The 16,691-nt window shown below is 62.7% G+C and carries 17 protein-coding genes and 1 other RNA gene; 6 read left to right on the top strand and 12 right to left on the bottom strand.

Going from position 1 to position 16,691, the window contains the following annotated elements; genetic code table 11:
• Window positions 1–27 precede the first annotated feature (27 nt).
• Genes pcaH through E4P32_RS08455 form a run of 4 tightly spaced genes read left to right on the top strand, consistent with a single transcriptional unit; the run spans window position 28 to window position 3,941 of the window.
• Window positions 28–720 carry a protocatechuate 3,4-dioxygenase subunit beta gene (gene pcaH, locus E4P32_RS08470; RefSeq protein WP_116434596.1) on the top strand — a complete coding sequence of 231 codons (693 nt, stop codon included), beginning with the start codon at window positions 28–30 and terminating at the stop codon, window positions 718–720.
• Between the two features lie 16 nt (window positions 721–736).
• Window positions 737–1,255, top strand: coding sequence for a protocatechuate 3,4-dioxygenase (locus E4P32_RS08465; protein ID WP_116434675.1), 519 nt, complete (start codon window positions 737–739; stop codon window positions 1,253–1,255).
• Window positions 1,256–1,273: 18 nt separating this feature from the next.
• On the top strand, window positions 1,274–2,665 hold the full coding sequence (locus tag E4P32_RS08460; RefSeq protein ID WP_116434597.1) for a lyase family protein: 1,392 nt from the start codon (window positions 1,274–1,276) through the stop codon (window positions 2,663–2,665).
• Between the two features lie 7 nt (window positions 2,666–2,672).
• On the top strand, window positions 2,673–3,941 hold the full coding sequence (locus E4P32_RS08455) for an alpha/beta fold hydrolase (RefSeq protein ID WP_116434598.1): 1,269 nt from the start codon (window positions 2,673–2,675) through the stop codon (window positions 3,939–3,941).
• 128 nt (window positions 3,942–4,069) lie between these two features.
• Here E4P32_RS08455 and E4P32_RS08450 read toward each other — a convergent pair whose 3' ends face one another.
• Together E4P32_RS08450 and E4P32_RS08445 are read right to left on the bottom strand one after the other, a co-directional pair.
• The gene (locus E4P32_RS08450; RefSeq protein WP_116434599.1) at window positions 4,070–4,510 is read right to left on the bottom strand and encodes a type II 3-dehydroquinate dehydratase; all 441 of its coding nucleotides are present in this window, start codon (window positions 4,508–4,510) and stop codon (window positions 4,070–4,072) included.
• 26 nt (window positions 4,511–4,536) lie between these two features.
• Entirely contained in the window at window positions 4,537–5,874 is a 1,338-nt protein-coding gene (locus E4P32_RS08445; protein WP_199525640.1) for an MFS transporter, read from the bottom strand.
• Between the two features lie 322 nt (window positions 5,875–6,196).
• Here E4P32_RS08445 and E4P32_RS08440 point away from each other — a divergent pair, with 322 nt between their 5' ends.
• Complete coding sequence (locus E4P32_RS08440; RefSeq protein ID WP_116434601.1) at window positions 6,197–6,982, top strand: IclR family transcriptional regulator; 786 nt, start codon at window positions 6,197–6,199, stop codon at window positions 6,980–6,982.
• 10 nt (window positions 6,983–6,992) lie between these two features.
• Here E4P32_RS08440 and pcaF read toward each other — a convergent pair whose 3' ends face one another.
• Genes pcaF through E4P32_RS08425 form a run of 3 tightly spaced genes read right to left on the bottom strand, consistent with a single transcriptional unit; the run spans window position 6,993 to window position 9,551 of the window.
• Window positions 6,993–8,195, bottom strand: a complete 1,203-nt coding sequence (gene pcaF / locus E4P32_RS08435) for a 3-oxoadipyl-CoA thiolase (RefSeq protein WP_116434602.1) — start codon at window positions 8,193–8,195, stop codon at window positions 6,993–6,995.
• A gap of 25 nt (window positions 8,196–8,220) precedes the next feature.
• Window positions 8,221–8,862 (bottom strand): CoA transferase subunit B, encoded by a 642-nt coding sequence (locus E4P32_RS08430; RefSeq protein ID WP_116434603.1) that lies wholly within the window; start codon window positions 8,860–8,862, stop codon window positions 8,221–8,223.
• Window positions 8,859–9,551, bottom strand: a complete 693-nt coding sequence (locus E4P32_RS08425) for a 3-oxoacid CoA-transferase subunit A (RefSeq protein ID WP_116434604.1) — start codon at window positions 9,549–9,551, stop codon at window positions 8,859–8,861. The genes E4P32_RS08430 and E4P32_RS08425 overlap by 4 nt, the downstream gene beginning before the upstream one ends.
• A gap of 182 nt (window positions 9,552–9,733) precedes the next feature.
• Here E4P32_RS08425 and E4P32_RS08420 point away from each other — a divergent pair, with 182 nt between their 5' ends.
• The gene (locus E4P32_RS08420; protein ID WP_116434605.1) at window positions 9,734–10,588 is read left to right on the top strand and encodes an IclR family transcriptional regulator C-terminal domain-containing protein; all 855 of its coding nucleotides are present in this window, start codon (window positions 9,734–9,736) and stop codon (window positions 10,586–10,588) included.
• A gap of 58 nt (window positions 10,589–10,646) precedes the next feature.
• Here E4P32_RS08420 and E4P32_RS08415 read toward each other — a convergent pair whose 3' ends face one another.
• The 7 genes from E4P32_RS08415 to E4P32_RS08385 form a co-directional block, all read right to left on the bottom strand.
• On the bottom strand, window positions 10,647–11,321 hold the full coding sequence (locus E4P32_RS08415) for a DUF4286 family protein (protein ID WP_116434606.1): 675 nt from the start codon (window positions 11,319–11,321) through the stop codon (window positions 10,647–10,649).
• Between the two features lie 31 nt (window positions 11,322–11,352).
• Window positions 11,353–12,717, bottom strand: a complete 1,365-nt coding sequence (locus tag E4P32_RS08410) for an MFS transporter (RefSeq protein WP_116434607.1) — start codon at window positions 12,715–12,717, stop codon at window positions 11,353–11,355.
• A gap of 245 nt (window positions 12,718–12,962) precedes the next feature.
• Complete coding sequence (locus E4P32_RS08405) at window positions 12,963–13,772, bottom strand: IclR family transcriptional regulator (RefSeq protein WP_116434608.1); 810 nt, start codon at window positions 13,770–13,772, stop codon at window positions 12,963–12,965.
• Between the two features lie 299 nt (window positions 13,773–14,071).
• Window positions 14,072–14,836, bottom strand: a complete 765-nt coding sequence (locus tag E4P32_RS08400; RefSeq protein WP_116434609.1) for an enoyl-CoA hydratase — start codon at window positions 14,834–14,836, stop codon at window positions 14,072–14,074.
• A gap of 78 nt (window positions 14,837–14,914) precedes the next feature.
• Window positions 14,915–14,989, bottom strand: a non-coding RNA gene (locus E4P32_RS08395) — sX9 sRNA.
• A gap of 62 nt (window positions 14,990–15,051) precedes the next feature.
• On the bottom strand, window positions 15,052–16,248 hold the full coding sequence (locus E4P32_RS08390) for an acetyl-CoA C-acyltransferase (RefSeq protein WP_116434610.1): 1,197 nt from the start codon (window positions 16,246–16,248) through the stop codon (window positions 15,052–15,054).
• Window positions 16,249–16,276: 28 nt separating this feature from the next.
• Window positions 16,277–16,642, bottom strand: a complete 366-nt coding sequence (locus tag E4P32_RS08385; RefSeq protein ID WP_116436902.1) for an endonuclease domain-containing protein — start codon at window positions 16,640–16,642, stop codon at window positions 16,277–16,279.
• Window positions 16,643–16,691 lie beyond the last annotated feature (49 nt).

Below are 16,691 nucleotides of genomic sequence, written 5' to 3'. Positions count from 1 at the left end.
CAGCCGACAGCCAATTGAGGAGAGCCCATGCAATTCGACGCCATCGAACCCGGTGTCTATCCGGAACTGATCCATCCCGCCTACAAATCCACCCTCAAGCGCGGCCCGACGCTGGCGCCGCTGCGGGTGCGCGACGAGCAGGCCGTGACCACCAACCTGTTCGCCTCGCCGAAACTGATCCTGCCGCATGACATGGACCTGACCGCCCAGGGCAAGGGCGAACCGCTGGGCGAGAAGATCGTGGTCACCGGCCGCGTGCTCGATGAAGACGGCAAGCCGGTGCGCAATTCGCTGCTGGAAGTCTGGCAATGCAACGCCGCCGGCCGCTACTGGCACAAGAAGGATCAGCACGACGCGCCGCTCGATCCCAACTTCACCGGCTTCGGCAAGATGCTGACCGATGATGAGGGCCGCTATCGCTTCGTCACCATCAAGCCGGGCCCTTATCCCTGGGGCAACCATCACAAGGCCTGGCGTCCGGCGCACATCCACTTCTCGATGTTCGGCAACGTGTATGCGCAGCGCCTGGTGACGCAGATGTATTTCCCCAGCGATCCGCTGTTTGAGTACGACCCGATTTTCCAAAGCATTCCGGATGCGGCTGCGCGCCAGCGTCTGATCTCGCGCTTCAGCCTGGAGCAGACCGTCGACGACAAGATGCTCGGCTATGAATTTGACATCGTGCTGCGCGGCCGCGACGCCACGCCGATGGGCCTTTGAACAATTGGACAACACCATGACAAGCAAGATCACCACATCGCAGACCATCGGTCCTTTTCCGCATGAAGCCTGGCGCTGGGCCGTCGACCTGACGGCCGGCGTCGACAGCAGCGCGCCGACCATCCGCATCACGGGCGCCGTCTTCGACGGCGACGGCGCCGCTATCAATGACGCCTGGATCGAAGCCTGGATGCCGGACAGTGCATCGCAGGAAGCCGCGCACGCGATCCCCGGCTATCGCCGCGTACCGAGCGGCGAACAAGGCGGCTTTGCGCTGCAGGTTTCTCTGCCGCCGGCGGCTGCCTCCGGAAAGCCGGCGGCGTACATCACCGTGTTTGCGCGCGGCCTGACCAAGCATCAGTTCACTGCCGTGTTCCTCGAAGACGACGCCGGGCTGGCACAGTCGGCGCTGCTGGCCCAAGTGCCCGCGCAACGCCGCGATACCCTGATTGCGAAGAAGCAGGCGGACGGCTCCTATCTGTGGAACATCCATATGCAGGGTACGCAGGAAACCGTATTCTTCGACTACACATAAGAAGCTGAGGAATTCCCCATGAGCGTTTCCCTGTTCGACAGTTTTCTGACCACGCCGGAGATGATCGCGGTCTTCGACGATGCCGCCATCGTCCAGGCGATGCTTGACTTCGAAGCGGCGCTGGCGAACGCCGAAGCCGCCGAGGACGTCATCCCGGCAGCAGCCGCGCGCGCGATTGGCGATGCCTGCGACGTACAGCGCTACGACATCGCGGCCATCGTCACCGCCGGTCGGCGCGCCGGCGCGCTGGCGATTCCGCTGGTCAAGGAATTGACCCGGACCGTGGCGCTCGACAACCAGGAAGCGGCCGCGCATGTGCACTGGGGCAGCACCAGCCAGGACGTGCTCGACACAGCGATGGTGCTGGCCACGCGCAAGGCCTTGCAACTGATCGACGCGGAGCTCGACCAACTGACCGCGCACTTGCTGAAGCTGGCCGGGCAGCATCTGTCCACACCGGTGCTGGCGCGCACGCTGATGCAGCCGGCGCAGGTCACCAGCTTCGGCTTCAAGCTGGTCGGCTGGGCCGCGCCGCTGGTGCGCGCACGCGAACAGCTGCGCGCACAATCCGCACGCGCCCTGCAACTGCAACTGGGCGGCGCGGTCGGCACGCTGGCCGTGCTGGGCGACAAAGGCCCCGCAGTGGCGCAACGCATGGCCGACGCCTTGCAACTGAAAATGGCGGACGCCGCCTGGCATACCCAGCGTGATGAATGGGTGCGGCTGGGCATGGAAGTCGCTGTGCTCACCGGCAGCCTCGGCAAGCTGGCGACCGACCTCAGCCTGATGGCGCAAGGTGAAATCGCCGAGCTGGCCGAACCGGCCGGCAACGGTCGCGGCGGCTCCTCGGCCATGCCGCACAAACGCAATCCGGTGTCGGCCATGATCGCGCTGGCCGCGGCCAACCGCGCGCCTCACCACGCTGCCGCCTTGCTGTCCGCCATGGCGCAGCAGCATGAACGCGGTCTCGGCAACTGGCAGGCGGAACTGGCCGAATGGCCGGCGCTGTTCCTCGGCGCGCACGGTGCTCTCAACGCACTGAATGACGCCTTCGCCGGACTGGTTGTCGATACCACCCGCATGCGCCGCAATATCGATGCGCTGCAAGGCCTGGTGTTTGCCGAGGCGGCATCGATCTTTCTGGCGGGCGCGATCGGCCGTCCCGCTGCGCATGCCTTGCTGGAAAAACTCACGCAGCAGACCGTGGCGACGCAAGGCCAGCTGGCCGATGTGCTGACGGCAGCGATCAACGACGACGCTCAACTCGGTAAGCAGATCGACGTTCGCCAGGTACAGGATCTGTTCGATCCGGTTCACGCACTCGGTGCCGCGCGCACGCTGGCGGAGCATCAATTGAAGAGCTTGCTGCAGCGCCGCCCGTCATCCCCTTTTCTTGACAAAAACAACTGAGACCACCATGAGCTTCGATCCTCTCGACCACGATTTCGAGCGCGGCATGCGCAATCGCCGCAGCGTCCTCGGCGATGCCTGGGTAGACCGTTCGGTGGCAGGCGCCACCAACTTCAACGCCGAGTTCCAGAACCTGATCACGCGCTTCGCCTGGAATGAAATCTGGGGCCGTCCCGGTCTCGACCACAAGACCCGCCGCATCATCGTGCTGGCCATCACGATTGCACTGGGCCGCTGGGAAGAGTTCGAACTGCATGTGCGCGCCGGCTTGCTGGGCGACCCCGCCACGCGTCTGACACCCGATGAAATGAAGGAAGTGCTGATCCAGTCCGCCATCTACGCCGGCGTCCCGGCCGGCAATACCGCGTTCAGCCACGCCCAGCAAATCCTGCGCGAAGTGGGCGAGCAGATCGGCTACAAGGTCGAACCGCATCGACCGGCCGACACATCCCATCCGGGCATCGGCAAGCAGGGCCGCACCGTCTCGTCGCCCGCGCTGCACTACACGGTACGCGAGCCGCGCAACGGTCGCGCGCCGCGTCACACGGTGGTGCTGTCGCACGCCATCGGCGCCGACCTGATGATGTGGGATGGTCTGGCCAATCAACTGGCGAGCGATTGCCGTGTGATCACCTACGATCATCGCGGCCACGGCAGTTCGGACAAGGGTGAAGGCGAGGACCTCTATTCGATGGCCGAGCTAGCCGACGACGCCGCGCGCCTGCTGCGCGAACTCGATACCGGACCGGTAGTCTGGGTGGGCCTGTCCATGGGCGGCATGGCGGGTCAGGAACTGGCGCTGCGCCATCCCGGACTGGTGCGCGCGCTGGTGCTCGCCAACACCACGTCGGCCTATCCGGGGGCAGCACGCGAAGCCTGGCGGCAACGCATCGTCACGGTGCGCGAACAAGGCATCGAGGCGATCGCCGATGCCGTCATGGGGCGCTATTTCCATGACGAGTTCCGCGCCGGCCAGGCTGCCACCGTTGCGCGCTTCCGCGAGCGTCTGACCAGCACCGATGCGCAAGGCTATGTCGGCTGCTGCAACGCCGTCGGCACGGTCGACACGACAGCGCGGCTGGGACAGATCGCCGTCCCGACGCTGGTAATCGCCGGTTCGCTCGACCAGGGAACCCCGGTGGCCATGGCGCAAGCGCTGACCGCCGCCATTGCCGGGGCGCAGCTGCAGGTGATCGAAGGTGCCTCGCACATCAGCGCCGTTGAGCAGCCTGAGGCTTTTGCAGCGCTGGTCGTCGACTTCCTCGCGCAACTGTAAGACACTTTCTCAGCACAAAAAAAACAGGCTGCCCGGATTGAGTCCGGACAGCCTGCCTGTTTTCCCCTTCCCCTTCCCCTTCCCCTTCCCCTTCCCCTTCCCCTTCCCCTTCCCTCCCCCGAGTAACTTCAGTTTTCCATCAACGCCGCGATTGCACGCACTGCGATCGGATAACCTGCGGCGCCGAGGCCGCAGATCACCGCTTTCGCCGCGAGCGACACCAGCGAATGCCGATGCGCTTCGTCGCGTTGATGGATATTGCTGATGTGCAGTTCGACCACCGGTTGTGACATCAGCTTCACGGCATCCAGCACCGGAATCGATGCGAACGAAAAACCCGCCGGATTGATGATCACGCCGGCGTCGCGCTCGAAGGCTTCCTGCAGCCAGTCGACCATGACGCCTTCGTGATTGGTCTGGCGGAAGTCGCACTCCAGCCCCAGCTCTTTGGCCTCGGCCAGCGTGCGCAGGCGGATTTCCTCCAGCGTGGTGGTGCCGTAGATTTCCGGCTCGCGCTTGCCGAGCATGTTCAGGTTGGCGCCGTTGAGGACGTAGATAAGCTTGGACATAGATGAAGTCAGTATTGAATCGGTTTTCAGGTGGCCCGGCGCGTCTGCACGCCGGCAACGGTGCCGTCGTGCGCAGCCGCGTCATGCGATGTATCGACGCGGTTCATGTCGATGCCGCGCGTCTCCGGTCCCCACATGATCATGAGCAATGACAGCAGGTTCAGCACCACGCACACGCCTACCACCGCCCAAGGCGAACCGTTGAACTTGCTCAGCAGCCAGACCGCCACGATCGGCATCGGACCGCCGGTCAGCAGGTTGGCGCCGGTGTAGGCCAGCGCGGATCCCGAATAGCGCACATTGGTCGGGAACGCCTCGGCAAACGCCACCGGCTGGATGCCGCTCTGGAACTGCGTGAAGCCGAGGAACAGGCCCATGATCGCCAGCATCGGGAAGAAGCTCTTGGTCTCCAGGATCGGGAAGTACACGAACAGGATCAGCAGCGTGGCAATCGAACCGACTGCCAACGCCTTCTTGCGGCCGATTCTGTCGCTCAGCATGCCGCCGGCCAATGCACCGACAATCGCGCAGACGTTGGCGCCCATCAGCAGCAGGAAGGCGGTTTGCTTGGGCACTTCCAGCGTCTTGGTGACATAGCTCAGCGAGAACACCACGATCAGGTAGAACAGCGCCGCCGGACCGCAGAAGAAGAACATCCAGCGCAGCACTGTCTTGTAGTGGAAACGCACGACGTCTTTCAACGGACTGCTGACGCGCGCTGCGCTGCTCTTCTTGAGTTCAACGAAGGCGGGCGTCTCGTCGACCTTCAGGCGGATATAAAGACCGACCACCACCAGCACGAAACTCAGGACGAAAGGAATGCGCCAGCCGTAGCTTTCAAAGGCGTCATTGGTCAGCAACGATGAAATCAGTAGCAGCACCCCGTTGGCCATGATCTGACTGAGTGGCGAGCACAAACCCAGCAGACCCGAATACTTGCCGCGGCGATCCGGGGAAGCGTGTTCCAGCGCCATGAGTTGCGCGCCGGTCGATTCGCCGCCGAGTGCGAAGCCCTGGATGATGCGCAGCAGCACCAGCAGGATCGGCGCCCAGACGCCGATCATGGCGTAGGTCGGCAACAGGCCCATCAGCACCGACGCCAGACCCATGATCGTGACGGTGCCGAGCATCAGGTTGCGGCGTCCGATCTTGTCGCCCAGATGGCCGCAGATGATGGCGCCGAGCGGACGCGCCGCCAGGCCGACGCCGAAGGTGCCGAGCGAGGCCAGCAAGGCGTTGGTCGGATCCATCGAGGGAAAGAACAGCTTGGGGAGCACGGTCGCGGAGACCGCGCCGTACAGTGTGAAGTCGAACCATTCCAGCGCCGTGCCGACGGTTGCGGCGGTGACGGCGCGCGTCCCCATGCGTTCGTGCGCGGCCTGCTGAGAGTCGTGGTTCGCGTCCTGATAACTGCTCGTGCTCATTCTTGTCTCCTGTTGGAAATTAATTTATCTGTTTGTTCGATAATCGAACATATTTTTATTAATAGAACTGCCGAAAAATAAATTTCAATTCACTGCGAGAAATTCTCGTCCGGCCTGAAAGGCTTATGCAGACTGGACTCAGTCGACACATTTACAGATTTACTTCGGTGTTCTGAGCGGATAATATCAGCGCTTCTGGAACATAATTCCACACTGGAATTTGATTCCGTATCATGAAAAATTACAATGGAGACGAGCCACGATGAATGGCGTATTGGAGCGCACGCTGGGGATACTGGAGTACCTGGCAGCGCAGGCGGAAGCGACGCCGCTGACCCTGCTGGCCGATGAACTGGAGATCCCGCGCAGCGCCTGTCATCGCCTGCTGGCCGACCTGGTGCGCTGCGGCTATGTGCGCCAGATTCGCGAGCATGGCGACTACGTGCTGACGACCAAACTGGTTGGTCTCGGACTCAGTTATCTGGCGACGTCGGGCATCGTCGACGTGGCTCAGGCCACACTGGACCGGCTGGCGGAAATATCGGGAGAATTGGTGCGACTGGCCATCGTCGACGGTGACCGGCTGACGTGGGTGGCGAAGTCGCAAGGCGCCAGGAAGGGCTTGCGCTACGATCCGGACATGGGCATGGACACGGTGCTCTCGTGCTCCGCCACCGGTCATGCCTGGATGCTGACAATGTCCGATGAGCGTGCACTGGAACTGGTGTCGAGGCAAGGCTTCGGCAAGCCCAAGGACTACGGTCCCAACGCGCCGACGACGATCCAGGCTTTGCTGGAATTCATCCACGCAAGCCGTCGTCGCGGCTATGCGCTCATCAATGAAGTCTTTGCGCCGGGCATGACGGCGATGGCGGCGCCGATACAGCGTAGCGGCCATCCGGCCATCGGCGTGATCAGTATCGCCGGCCCGCTGCAGCGGCTCGACATGCGCCGCATGGAGAGTCTCGGCCCCGACCTGATCGCCGCCGCGCGTGAGCTGGCGGGCAACAGTCCCTCCTCGCCGATTTTCAATCAATCGCGCGAGTAGATGCAGGCGATTACACCCGCTCGATGACCATCGCGATGCCCTGCCCCACGCCGATGCACATGGTGCACAAGGCGTAGCGGCCGCCAATGCGTTCCAATTGATAAGTCGCGGTGGTCACCAGCCGTGCGCCGCTCATGCCGAGTGGATGGCCCAGGGCGATGGCGCCGCCGTTGGGATTCACGCGGGCGTCATCGTCGGCCACGCCGAGTTCGCGCAGCACCGCCAGCCCCTGCGAAGCGAAGGCTTCGTTCAGTTCGATCACGTCCATCTGCGCGATATCCAGACCGAGCCGCGCCAGCAGCTTCTTGCTGGCTGGCGCCGGGCCGATGCCCATGATGCGCGGCGCCACGCCCGCGGTGGCCATGCCGAGGATGCGCGCGCGCGGCTTCAGGCCGAACTTCTCCACTGCGTCGGCGCCGGCCAGCAGCAAGGCGCAGGCGCCGTCGTTGACGCCGGAGGCGTTGCCGGCGGTGACGCTGCCGTCGGACCGCACGATGGGCTTGAGTTTGGCCAGCGCTTCCATGCTGGTCGCGCGCGGATGCTCGTCCTGCGTCACGGTAATCGCATCGCCCTTCTTTTGCGGAATGATCACCGGCACGATCTCCTGCGCCAGGATGCCGTTCTGTTGCGCGGCGGCCGCCTTGGCCTGGCTGTGCACGGCGAACTTGTCCTGATCGGCGCGGCTGATCCGGAAATCGTCGGCGACGTTTTCACCGGTCTCGGGCATGGCGTCGACGCCGTACTGCGCCTTCATCAGCGGGTTGATGAAACGCCAGCCGATGGTGGTGTCGTAGATCGCCGTGTTGCGTGAGAAGGCGCTATCGGCCTTGCCCATCACGAACGGTGCGCGCGTCATCGATTCCACGCCGCCGGCGATCATCAGTTGCGCTTCACCGGACTTGATGGCGCGGGCGGCGATGCCGATCGCATCCATGCCCGATCCGCACAGGCGATTGATGGTCGCGCCCGGCACGTCTTGCGGCAGGCCGGCCAACAGCAGCGACATGCGCGCGACGTTGCGGTTGTCCTCGCCGGCCTGGTTCGCGCAGCCGTAGATCACGTCGTCGACGGTGGTCCAATCCACCTGGGGATTGCGCTCCATCAGTGCGCGCATCGGAACGGCGCCGAGGTCATCGGCGCGCACGTCCTTGAGCGCGCCGCCGAAGCGGCCGATGGGAGTGCGAACGGCGTCGCAGATAAATACGTCTGTCATGTTTTCCTCACTGCAGTCATGTAGCTCAGGCGGCCGGGCGCAGCGTTGCGCCGGTCAGTTTTTGCAATTCTTCGAAGGACAGTCCCTCGACGATTTCCAGCACCTGCAGACCCTGCGGCGTCACGTCGATCACGGCCAGGTCGGTGTAGATGCGATTGACGCAGCCGATGCCGGTGAGCGGATAGGCGCATTGATCAACGATCTTGCTTTCGCCGTTCTTGGTCTGGTGCTCCATCATCACGAACACCTGCTTGGCGCCGCTGGCCAGATCCATGGCGCCGCCCACGGCGGGTATCGCATCCGGCGCACCGGTGTGCCAGTTGGCCAAGTCGCCGCCGGCCGAGACCTGGAAGGCGCCCAGCACGCAGATGTCGAGATGGCCGCCGCGCATCATGGCGAAGGAATCGGCGTGGTGGAAATAGGCGCCGCCGGTCAGCAGCGTGACCGGCTGCTTGCCAGCGTTGATCAGGTCTTCGTCTTCTTCGCCCGCTGCCGGCGCCGGGCCCATGCCGAGCAGGCCGTTTTCGCTTTGCAGGAAGATTTCCTTGTCGGCCGGCAGGTAGTTGGCGACCTTGGTCGGCAAGCCGATGCCGAGGTTGACGTAAGCGCCTTCGGGAATGTCGCGGGCCACGCGTGCGGCCATTTGTTCACGGGTATAGCGGCTCATTGTGCGGCCTCCTGGATTTTGGTTTCCATACCGGCTTGCACAACACGCTGCACAAAGATCCCCGGCGTGACGATGACTTCCGGATCGAGTTCTCCCAGCGCCACGACTTCGCTGACTTGCGCGATCGTGCATTTGGCGGCCATGGCCATGATGGGGCCGAAGTTGCGCGCGGTCTTGCGGTAGACCAGGTTGCCCCAGCGATCGCCGCGCAGCGCCTTGATCAGTGCGAAGTCGGCGTGGATGGGCGACTCCAGCACGTAGTGGCGGCCGTCGATGAGGCGGGTTTCCTTGCCTTCGGCCAGCATGGTGCCGTAACCGGTGGGGCTGAAAAAGCCGCCGATACCGGCGCCGGCGGCGCGGATGCGTTCTGCGAGATTGCCTTGCGGCGTCAGTTCCAGTTCGATCTTGCCGGCGCGGTAGAGCGCGTCGAACACCTGGGAATCGGTCTGGCGCGGGAAGGAGCAGATGATCTTCTTCACCCGTCCGGCCTTGAGCAACGCCGCCAGTCCGGTTTCGCCGTTGCCGGCGTTGTTGTTGACGATGGTGAGTTCGCGCGCGCCCTGGGCGATGAGCGCGTCGATCAGGGCGGACGGCATGCCGGCGTTGCCGAAGCCGCCGATCATGATGGTGGCGCCGTCGTGGATGCCCTCCACCGCTTGTTCCAAGGACTCAAAAGTTTTATCGATCACGATGCATCTTTCTGAAGTGTGCCAATCCAAATTGTTCGATAATCGAACAAATAGTCATATTTCGCACATTCAGTTTAGTGAAACGCCGGTTTCATCGTCAATAAGCCGGAACCGGTTGTGTTCGTTCACCGCACGAATGTTTAGAATACGAACCAGCCTTTATCTTCTTCACCACCGAGACCATGCCAAAAGCCGCCACCAAGAAGCCGACACCAGCAAAGCCTGACGACGCCGCCCCTGCCGCCGAGCGCAGCCTGAGCATCGCCGAAGAAATCGACGCCCTCACCGATCCCAGTTTCATGACGTCGCTGGCGCGCGGCCTGGCCGTCATCCGCGCCTTTGCCGATTCGCGTCGCAGCCTGACGATTGCCCAGATCAGCCAGAAGACCGGCATCCCGCGCGCCGCCGTGCGCCGCTGCCTGCATACGCTGCGCCAGCTCGGCTATGCGGATGCCGACGTGAATAACTTTTCGTTGGGTCCGAAGATCCTGACGCTGGGCTATTCCTACCTCTCGTCGACGCCGTTGACGGTCTCGTCCCAGCCCTACCTCAACAACATCAGCCGCACGCTGGGCGAGTCCTGCTCGCTGGCCGTGCTGGATGACACCGAGGTGTTGTATGTGGCCCGCTCTGCCGCGTCGCGCGTCATGTCGGTCGCGCTCAACACCGGTAGCCGGCTGCCGGCGTATTGCACGTCGCTGGGTCGCGCGATGCTGGCGCATCTGCCGGAGGATCAGCTCAAAACCTACTTCAGCAAGGTGAAGTTGCGCGCCATGACCGACAAGACCGTGGTGTCGCAGAAACGCCTGCGCGAAATCCTGGCTGGTGTGCGCGAAGACGGCTATGCGCTGATCGATGAAGAACTGGAAGTCGGTTTGCGTTCGATCGCCGTGCCCGTGCGCGGCGCCGGCGGCAACGTCGTGGCCGCGCTCAATGTCGGCGTGCAGGCGACCCGCGTGAGTCGCAGGCAGATGGAGGAGCAGTTCCTGCCGGTCCTCAAAAGAGGCGCAGAGGAATTGTCGATTTTGTTGCCTTGATGCAGAAGGGGCCGCATGAATGCGGCCCCCGGTCCTTCACAACAGAGCTCAGCCGAACTTAGCCGGCCGGTCGATCCGCGTACGCAAACACCAGATCGTAGATCTCGAACTGCCCGGCAGGAATCGCCAGGTCCGCAGCCGCAGCATCGATAGCACGTTGCAGCGCGTTGTCATCCAGGGCTTCCAACAAGAAGACGCCCTTGAATATTCCCTCGCCGCCGCGCCGCATCGACTTCTCTTTGGTCGCGATCTGCGTGCCGTCTGCCGCCACTTCCATCGCATACATGTTCACCACGCGATCGATGTCCGATATGCGCTTCCACGTAGCGGACGACGCGTCGCCAAGCAAGACCTCCGGCAAGCCGTCCTCAAAACGCGCCACCGCCATGCATGCGCCGAATGCGCAGGCGTGGCCGCTCTGCCTGACGATCGTGCCGCCGCCGCGCCTGAACTTCTGCAGGTTCGGCATCACCCGCTGGGTCCACGGCGTCGGCTGGTTCAGGCGCGCCTGATAGCCGTCGCTGCTCATGACCTGCGCGTTGTCCTGCTCGTACAGGATCATGTACTCCGAAGGCGCACTGCCGCGCCGGCGCAACACCCGACCGGATCGGAAGCCCGGCACCGCGACGCGTTCGAACACATGCTCACGCGTCAGCCAGTGCAGGTAGTCCGTCTCGAAGTCCGCATCCACGGTGCTCCAGATGGCCAACAGGCCGGTTCCCTTGATTGTCATGCTGATTCCTTGTTGCTTGCTGATGAGTGCCTTACACCGACGCCCGCTTGGCGCCATCGGGATACGCCTGCGCGCCGCCGAGATCGGTGTCGATGCGGTTCATGTCGTTGCCGGCTGTTTCAGGACCGATGGCGATCATGATGAAGGACACGATGTTGAGCACGGCCACCAACGCCACCAGGCCCCATGGCGAACCGTTGCCCAGCTTCACCAGCCAGGTCGCCACTACCGGCGCGGGACCGCCGGCGAACAGGCTGGCGCCGGTGAAGGCCAGCGCCGAACCGGTGTAACGCACATTGGTCGGGAATGCTTCCGCGAAGGCGACCGGCTGGATGCCGGTCTGCACCTGCGTAAAGCACATGAACAAACCCATGGCGACGGCCATCACGGCAAAGTTGCGCGTCTCCATCGCCGGGAAATACGCCAGCATGATGAGGAAGGTTGCGGCGGAAGCGATCATCAGTGCGCGCTTGCGGCCGATCTTGTCGCTGACGCGGCCGCCAACGATGGAGCCGACGATGGCGCAGGCATTGGCGATCATGAGCAGCTTGAAACCGGTCTGCTTGGGCACGCCCAGGTTGTTGGTCAGGTAGCTCAGCGTGAACACCACGGCCAGGTAGAACAGCGCAGTCGGGCCGCAGAAGAACAGCATCATGCGCAGGATGGTTTTCCAGTGCAGGCGGAAGGCGTCGCGCAGCGGCCGGCCCTGAGTGGAGACACCCGATTTCTTCAGTTCGACGAAGGCCGGCGTTTCGTTCACCTTGAGGCGGATATAGAGGCCGACGATCACCAGGACGAAGCTGGCGACAAACGGAATGCGCCAGCCGTAGCTTTCGAAAGCCTCCGCACTCATCAATCCCGCCAGTCCGAGCAACACCCCGTTCGCCAATATCTGACTAAGCGGCGCACACATGCCGATCAGGCCCGAGTAGCGTCCGCGCAGTGCGGCCGGTGCGTGCTCCAGCGCCATCAATTGGCCGCCGGTGGATTCGCCGCCGAGGGCGAAACCTTGCAGGATGCGCAGGATCACCAACAGGATCGGCGCCCAGACGCCGATTTGCGCGTAGGTCGGCAGCAAGCCCATCAGCACCGAGGTGATGCCCATCGCGGACACCGTTCCCAGCATCAGATTGCGACGGCCGATCTTGTCGCCGAAATAGCCGCAGATGATCGCACCCAGCGGACGCGCCGCGAGGCCGACGCTGAAGGTGGCCAGCGACGCCAGCAGCGCCGAGGTCGGTTCCAGCGCGGGGAAGAACAGCTTGGGAAGTATGGTGGCCGCGACGGCGCCGTACAGCGTGAAGTCGAACCATTCCAGGGCGGTGCCCATGGTGGCGGCCGTGACCGCCCGATTGGCCATGGCATTGCCGTCGTGTTGATGTGATGAACTGCTCATCTCAGTCTCCTTGTTGATTATTATGAGCGACTAACAAAACGCCGCTGGCGGCGTTGCTTCTCCTGGCCGTACTTTCGTACTGTCTTCGTCGGCGCGCCTTGCCATCGACGTTTTGTTAGTCGCTCTTGGTGGTTTTAGATAGCTGCTTTTTTTGCGCGCAAACACTCCCCCGCCGGCGCGCAGCAACGAGCCGGTTGGCGTTGAATCAGTTGTTCAGTTTCGCCTGCCGGCGATGGTGTTAATTCTTATGAGGCAGGCTCGGTCTGCCGTGAATTCAGCGCGCGCCGGAACATCGGCGACACGCTGCTGGCTTCCGACAACTCCTGTGCGGTCGACTGCAGCACGGGAGCAAGTTCTTCCATCTTTTCTTCCGACAAGCGGGACATCGGTCCGGCGATGATAAGCACGGCGCGCACTTCCTGCGCAGGTCCGTAGACCGGCGTCGCCATCGAGCTCATTGCGGGCAGGAACATGTCCTGCGTGGTGGCGAACTTGCGGCTGCGCGCCAGTTCGACCATCGGCATCAATGCCTTGAAGGTGGTCGGCGCGCGCGGGCCGAATTCAGCCGGCGTGCCGAAACCCTGCCGCGACACCAGCGCCATGGCTTCTTCCTCGGTCTTGGTCGACATCCAGACGATGCCGGCGGCGCTGACCGACAAGGTCACCGGCCGCCCCATCTCCGGGTCATACACGATGCCCTGGCGCGCTCCCTGCGCCTTGGCGACATAGATCAGCTGATCGTCTTCCACCAGCGCCAGCCGGACCAGCTCGCCGCATTGTCCCGCCAGGCGTTCCAGGATCGGCTGGGCGATGTCGGCGATGCCGGCGGCGCTCAGGAAGCGCAGGCCGAGCGCAGGCATCTTCATCGTCAGCAGGAATTCGCCGCGACGTTCGTCCTTGCGCACATAGCCCTGCTCGATCAGATCCGCAAGCAGGCGATGAGTCGCGCTCAGGGGCAGTCCCAATTCGTTGACCAGTTCGGAAAGGGTCCTGCCCTCAGGGGCGATGGCCAGCTCCTCGAGGACCCGGAAGCTGCGTTGCAATACTGCTGTCATGGACGTCTCCATACCAAGTTGGCGACTTCAAGAAATTCGAAGCCGATTTGATCGAAATCATTTTATGGAAACTTCTTCCATTTTGCAAATACTTTCCAATTTTTGGGAAAAATGGAGGTTATTTGTCCAAAACGAAACAGGGAAGACGGACGGGGGGGGGGCAAGAACGTCTGGCCGGCGACGGTGAATATCGCCCGGGAAAGGCAGAGAAGCTTCAAGAATGGCGCGTGGGGAGAAATACTGCGACAGCGCCCGGGGCATGGAGCCGGATCATTACCCGCTCCATGCCTTGACCGGACTCAGGCGAACTTGCTGAAGTCCGGCCGACGCTTTTCAAAAAATGCCGTGAAGGCTTCCTTGGCTTCCGGCGCGGTCAGCATTTTTGCAAAGTGTTCGATCTCGGCCGCCATCTGCGCTTCGGTGGCGGCGACGCGATTCTTCTTCATCAGTTGCTTGGTGACGCGTACCGAGCTGGCAGGCAATGCGGCCAGTTTGGCGGCCTGCTTTTGGGCGAACGGCAGCAACTCTTCCGCGCTCAACACGCGGTTGACGATGCCCATGGCGTGCGCTTCGGCGGCGTCGAAGGCTTCGCCCAGCAGCAGCTTTTCGGCCGCGCGCTGGTAGCCGGCGATATGCGGCAACAGCAATGACGAGGCGGCTTCCGGGCACAAACCCAGTTGCGTGAACGGCATCGAGAATTTGGCGTTGTCGGCGGCGTAGACCAGGTCGCAATGCAGTAGCAAGGTGGTGCCGATGCCAACCGCGGCGCCCGACACGGCGGCGACGATGGGCTTGCCGACGTGGCTGATCTCCCACAGGAACTGGAACACCGGCGCGTCCTTGCTGTTGGGCGGATTCTTGAGGAAGTCCTCGAGGTCGTTGCCGGCGGTGAATATCTGCGGCTTGCCGGTGAACAGGATGGCGCGCACCGTGTTGTCGGCTTCAGCGTCCTTGAGGGCGTCAGCCAACTGCTGGTACATCGCGGCGGTGATGGCGTTCTTCTTTTCTTCGCGGTTGAAGGCGATGGTCAGGACGCTGTTGCTTTTGCTGAGTTCGATTTCCATATGTCTCCGATAAAAAAAGCCGCATCGCCTGGGCGACGTGCGGCTTGTTTTTTTGATGGCAGAGCCGCGCTCAAAACCTGTTCATGATCCGTAGCGAGAGGCCGTCAGCCGGTGGCGGCCGGAGCGCACGAACCGGAATGTACTTTAGTACATGAGGATTCGGAGCACCGCCCGACGCCGGATCACGGCCTCGCAGTAGGATCATGAGCAGGTTTTTACATGCGTTCGAAAATGCCGGCTGCTCCCATGCCCGTACCGACGCACATCGTCACCATGCCGTACTTCAGATTCTTGCGGCGCATCGCGTGGATGGTGGTCGCCGCACGAATCGCGCCGGTTGCGCCGAGCGGGTGGCCGAGTGCAATCGCGCCGCCCATCGGGTTGACCTTGGATGGATCCAGACCCAGGTCCTGAATCACGGCCAGCGCTTGCGCCGCGAAAGCTTCGTTCAGTTCGATCCAGTCCAACTGATCCTGGGTGATGCCGGCCGCGCGCAGGGCGACGGGGATGGCTTCTTTCGGACCGATGCCCATGATTTCCGGTGGTACGCCGCGCACGGCGAACGAGGCGAAGCGCGCCAGCGGCGTCAGGTTGAATTGCTTGAGGATCTTTTCGCTGACCAGGATCAGGGCGCCGGCGCCATCCGACGTCTGCGAGCTGTTGCCGGCGGTGACGCTACCCTTGGCGGCGAACACCGGTTTCAGTTTTGCCAGTGCCTCGATGGTGCTGTCGGCGCGTGCGCCTTCGTCCTTGTTGACGGTGCGGGTCTTGATGTCGATCTGGCCGGTGGCCAGGTTGGGGAAGCGCTCGATGATGTCGACCGAAGTGGTCTCGTCATTGAATTCGCCGGCCAGTTGCGCCGCGATCGCCTTCTGATGCGAGGCCAGTGCGAACGCGTCCTGCGCTTCGCGCGAGACCTTCCATTGCTGGGCGACTTTTTCAGCGGTCAGGCCCATGCCGTAGACCATGCCGATGTTTTCGTCCTTGAACGCGCCCATGTTGACCGATGGATGGAAACCCATCATCGGCACCATCGACATCGACTCGGCGCCGCCGGCGATCATGACGTCGGCCTGGCCGACGCGGATGCGGTCCGCCGCCATCGCAATCGCGGTCACGCCGGATGCGCAATAGCGGTTGATGGTGACGCCGCCGATGGTGTTCGGCAGGCCGGCCAGCAAGATGGCGTTGCGCGCCATGTTGAGGCCTTGCGCACCTTCAGGGAAGGAACAGCCGATGATGGCGTCTTCGATCAGTTTCGGGTCGAGGCCCGGGACTTGCGCAATCGCGGATTGGATCGCGCGCACCAGCAGGTCGTCCGGGCGCACGTTCTTGAACATGCCGCGCGGCGCTTTGCCGATCGGAGTGCGCGTCGCAGCGACGATGTAGGCGTCTTGAAGTTGTTTGGTCATTTCAAATTCTCCTTGTACTCCCTCCCCTTCAAGGGGAGGGCTGGGGTGGGGATGGGTTCAAGGCATTCCAGATCGCCTGAACAACCGCATCCGTCTCATTCAATACTTCGTTATTCCAAAAACGCAGAACGGTGAAGCCCGCCAGGTTCAATCTCTCGGTCCGCTTTTCATCATGTTGATTTTCTACATGCTGCGAACCGTCTACTTCAATCACCAGGCGCCGCTCTAGGCAAACAAAATCCAGCACGACATTTTCAAAAGGGTGTTGGCGACGGAACTTGACTTCAAGTTGCTCTCCACGCAGTCGATGCCAGAGTCTGCGTTCCGCGTCGGTCATCGTCTTTCTCAACTCTTTTGCTGCGAGTTTCGTGAACGCCTTGGTTTGACCTTGCATTGTCAGCCCATCCCCACCCCAGCCCTCCCCTTGAAGGGGAGGGAGTATT

It is taken from the genome of Herbaspirillum sp. 3R11, assembly GCF_004563925.1.
GTDB lineage: Bacteria > Pseudomonadota > Gammaproteobacteria > Burkholderiales > Burkholderiaceae_D > Herbaspirillum.
The sequence above is the reverse complement of the archived record's forward strand: the minus strand, read 5'-3'. Positions and strand labels throughout refer to the sequence as shown.

Coding starts and splice junctions, on each gene's coding strand:
- E4P32_RS08405 (WP_116434608.1), bottom strand. CDS start 13,772: ATGACAGCAGTATTGCAACGCAGCTTCCGGGTCCTCGAGGAGCTGGCC.
- E4P32_RS08460 (WP_116434597.1), top strand. CDS start 1,274: ATGAGCGTTTCCCTGTTCGACAGTTTTCTGACCACGCCGGAGATGATC.
- E4P32_RS08415 (WP_116434606.1), bottom strand. CDS start 11,321: ATGACAATCAAGGGAACCGGCCTGTTGGCCATCTGGAGCACCGTGGAT.
- pcaH (WP_116434596.1), top strand. CDS start 28: ATGCAATTCGACGCCATCGAACCCGGTGTCTATCCGGAACTGATCCAT.
- E4P32_RS08390 (WP_116434610.1), bottom strand. CDS start 16,248: ATGACCAAACAACTTCAAGACGCCTACATCGTCGCTGCGACGCGCACT.
- E4P32_RS08400 (WP_116434609.1), bottom strand. CDS start 14,836: ATGGAAATCGAACTCAGCAAAAGCAACAGCGTCCTGACCATCGCCTTC.
- E4P32_RS08455 (WP_116434598.1), top strand. CDS start 2,673: ATGAGCTTCGATCCTCTCGACCACGATTTCGAGCGCGGCATGCGCAAT.
- E4P32_RS08440 (WP_116434601.1), top strand. CDS start 6,197: ATGAATGGCGTATTGGAGCGCACGCTGGGGATACTGGAGTACCTGGCA.
- E4P32_RS08410 (WP_116434607.1), bottom strand. CDS start 12,717: ATGAGCAGTTCATCACATCAACACGACGGCAATGCCATGGCCAATCGG.
- E4P32_RS08420 (WP_116434605.1), top strand. CDS start 9,734: ATGCCAAAAGCCGCCACCAAGAAGCCGACACCAGCAAAGCCTGACGAC.
- E4P32_RS08450 (WP_116434599.1), bottom strand. CDS start 4,510: ATGTCCAAGCTTATCTACGTCCTCAACGGCGCCAACCTGAACATGCTC.
- E4P32_RS08385 (WP_116436902.1), bottom strand. CDS start 16,642: ATGCAAGGTCAAACCAAGGCGTTCACGAAACTCGCAGCAAAAGAGTTG.
- E4P32_RS08465 (WP_116434675.1), top strand. CDS start 737: ATGACAAGCAAGATCACCACATCGCAGACCATCGGTCCTTTTCCGCAT.
- E4P32_RS08430 (WP_116434603.1), bottom strand. CDS start 8,862: ATGAGCCGCTATACCCGTGAACAAATGGCCGCACGCGTGGCCCGCGAC.
- pcaF (WP_116434602.1), bottom strand. CDS start 8,195: ATGACAGACGTATTTATCTGCGACGCCGTTCGCACTCCCATCGGCCGC.
- E4P32_RS08445 (WP_199525640.1), bottom strand. CDS start 5,874: ATGGGGACGCGCGCCGTCACCGCCGCAACCGTCGGCACGGCGCTGGAA.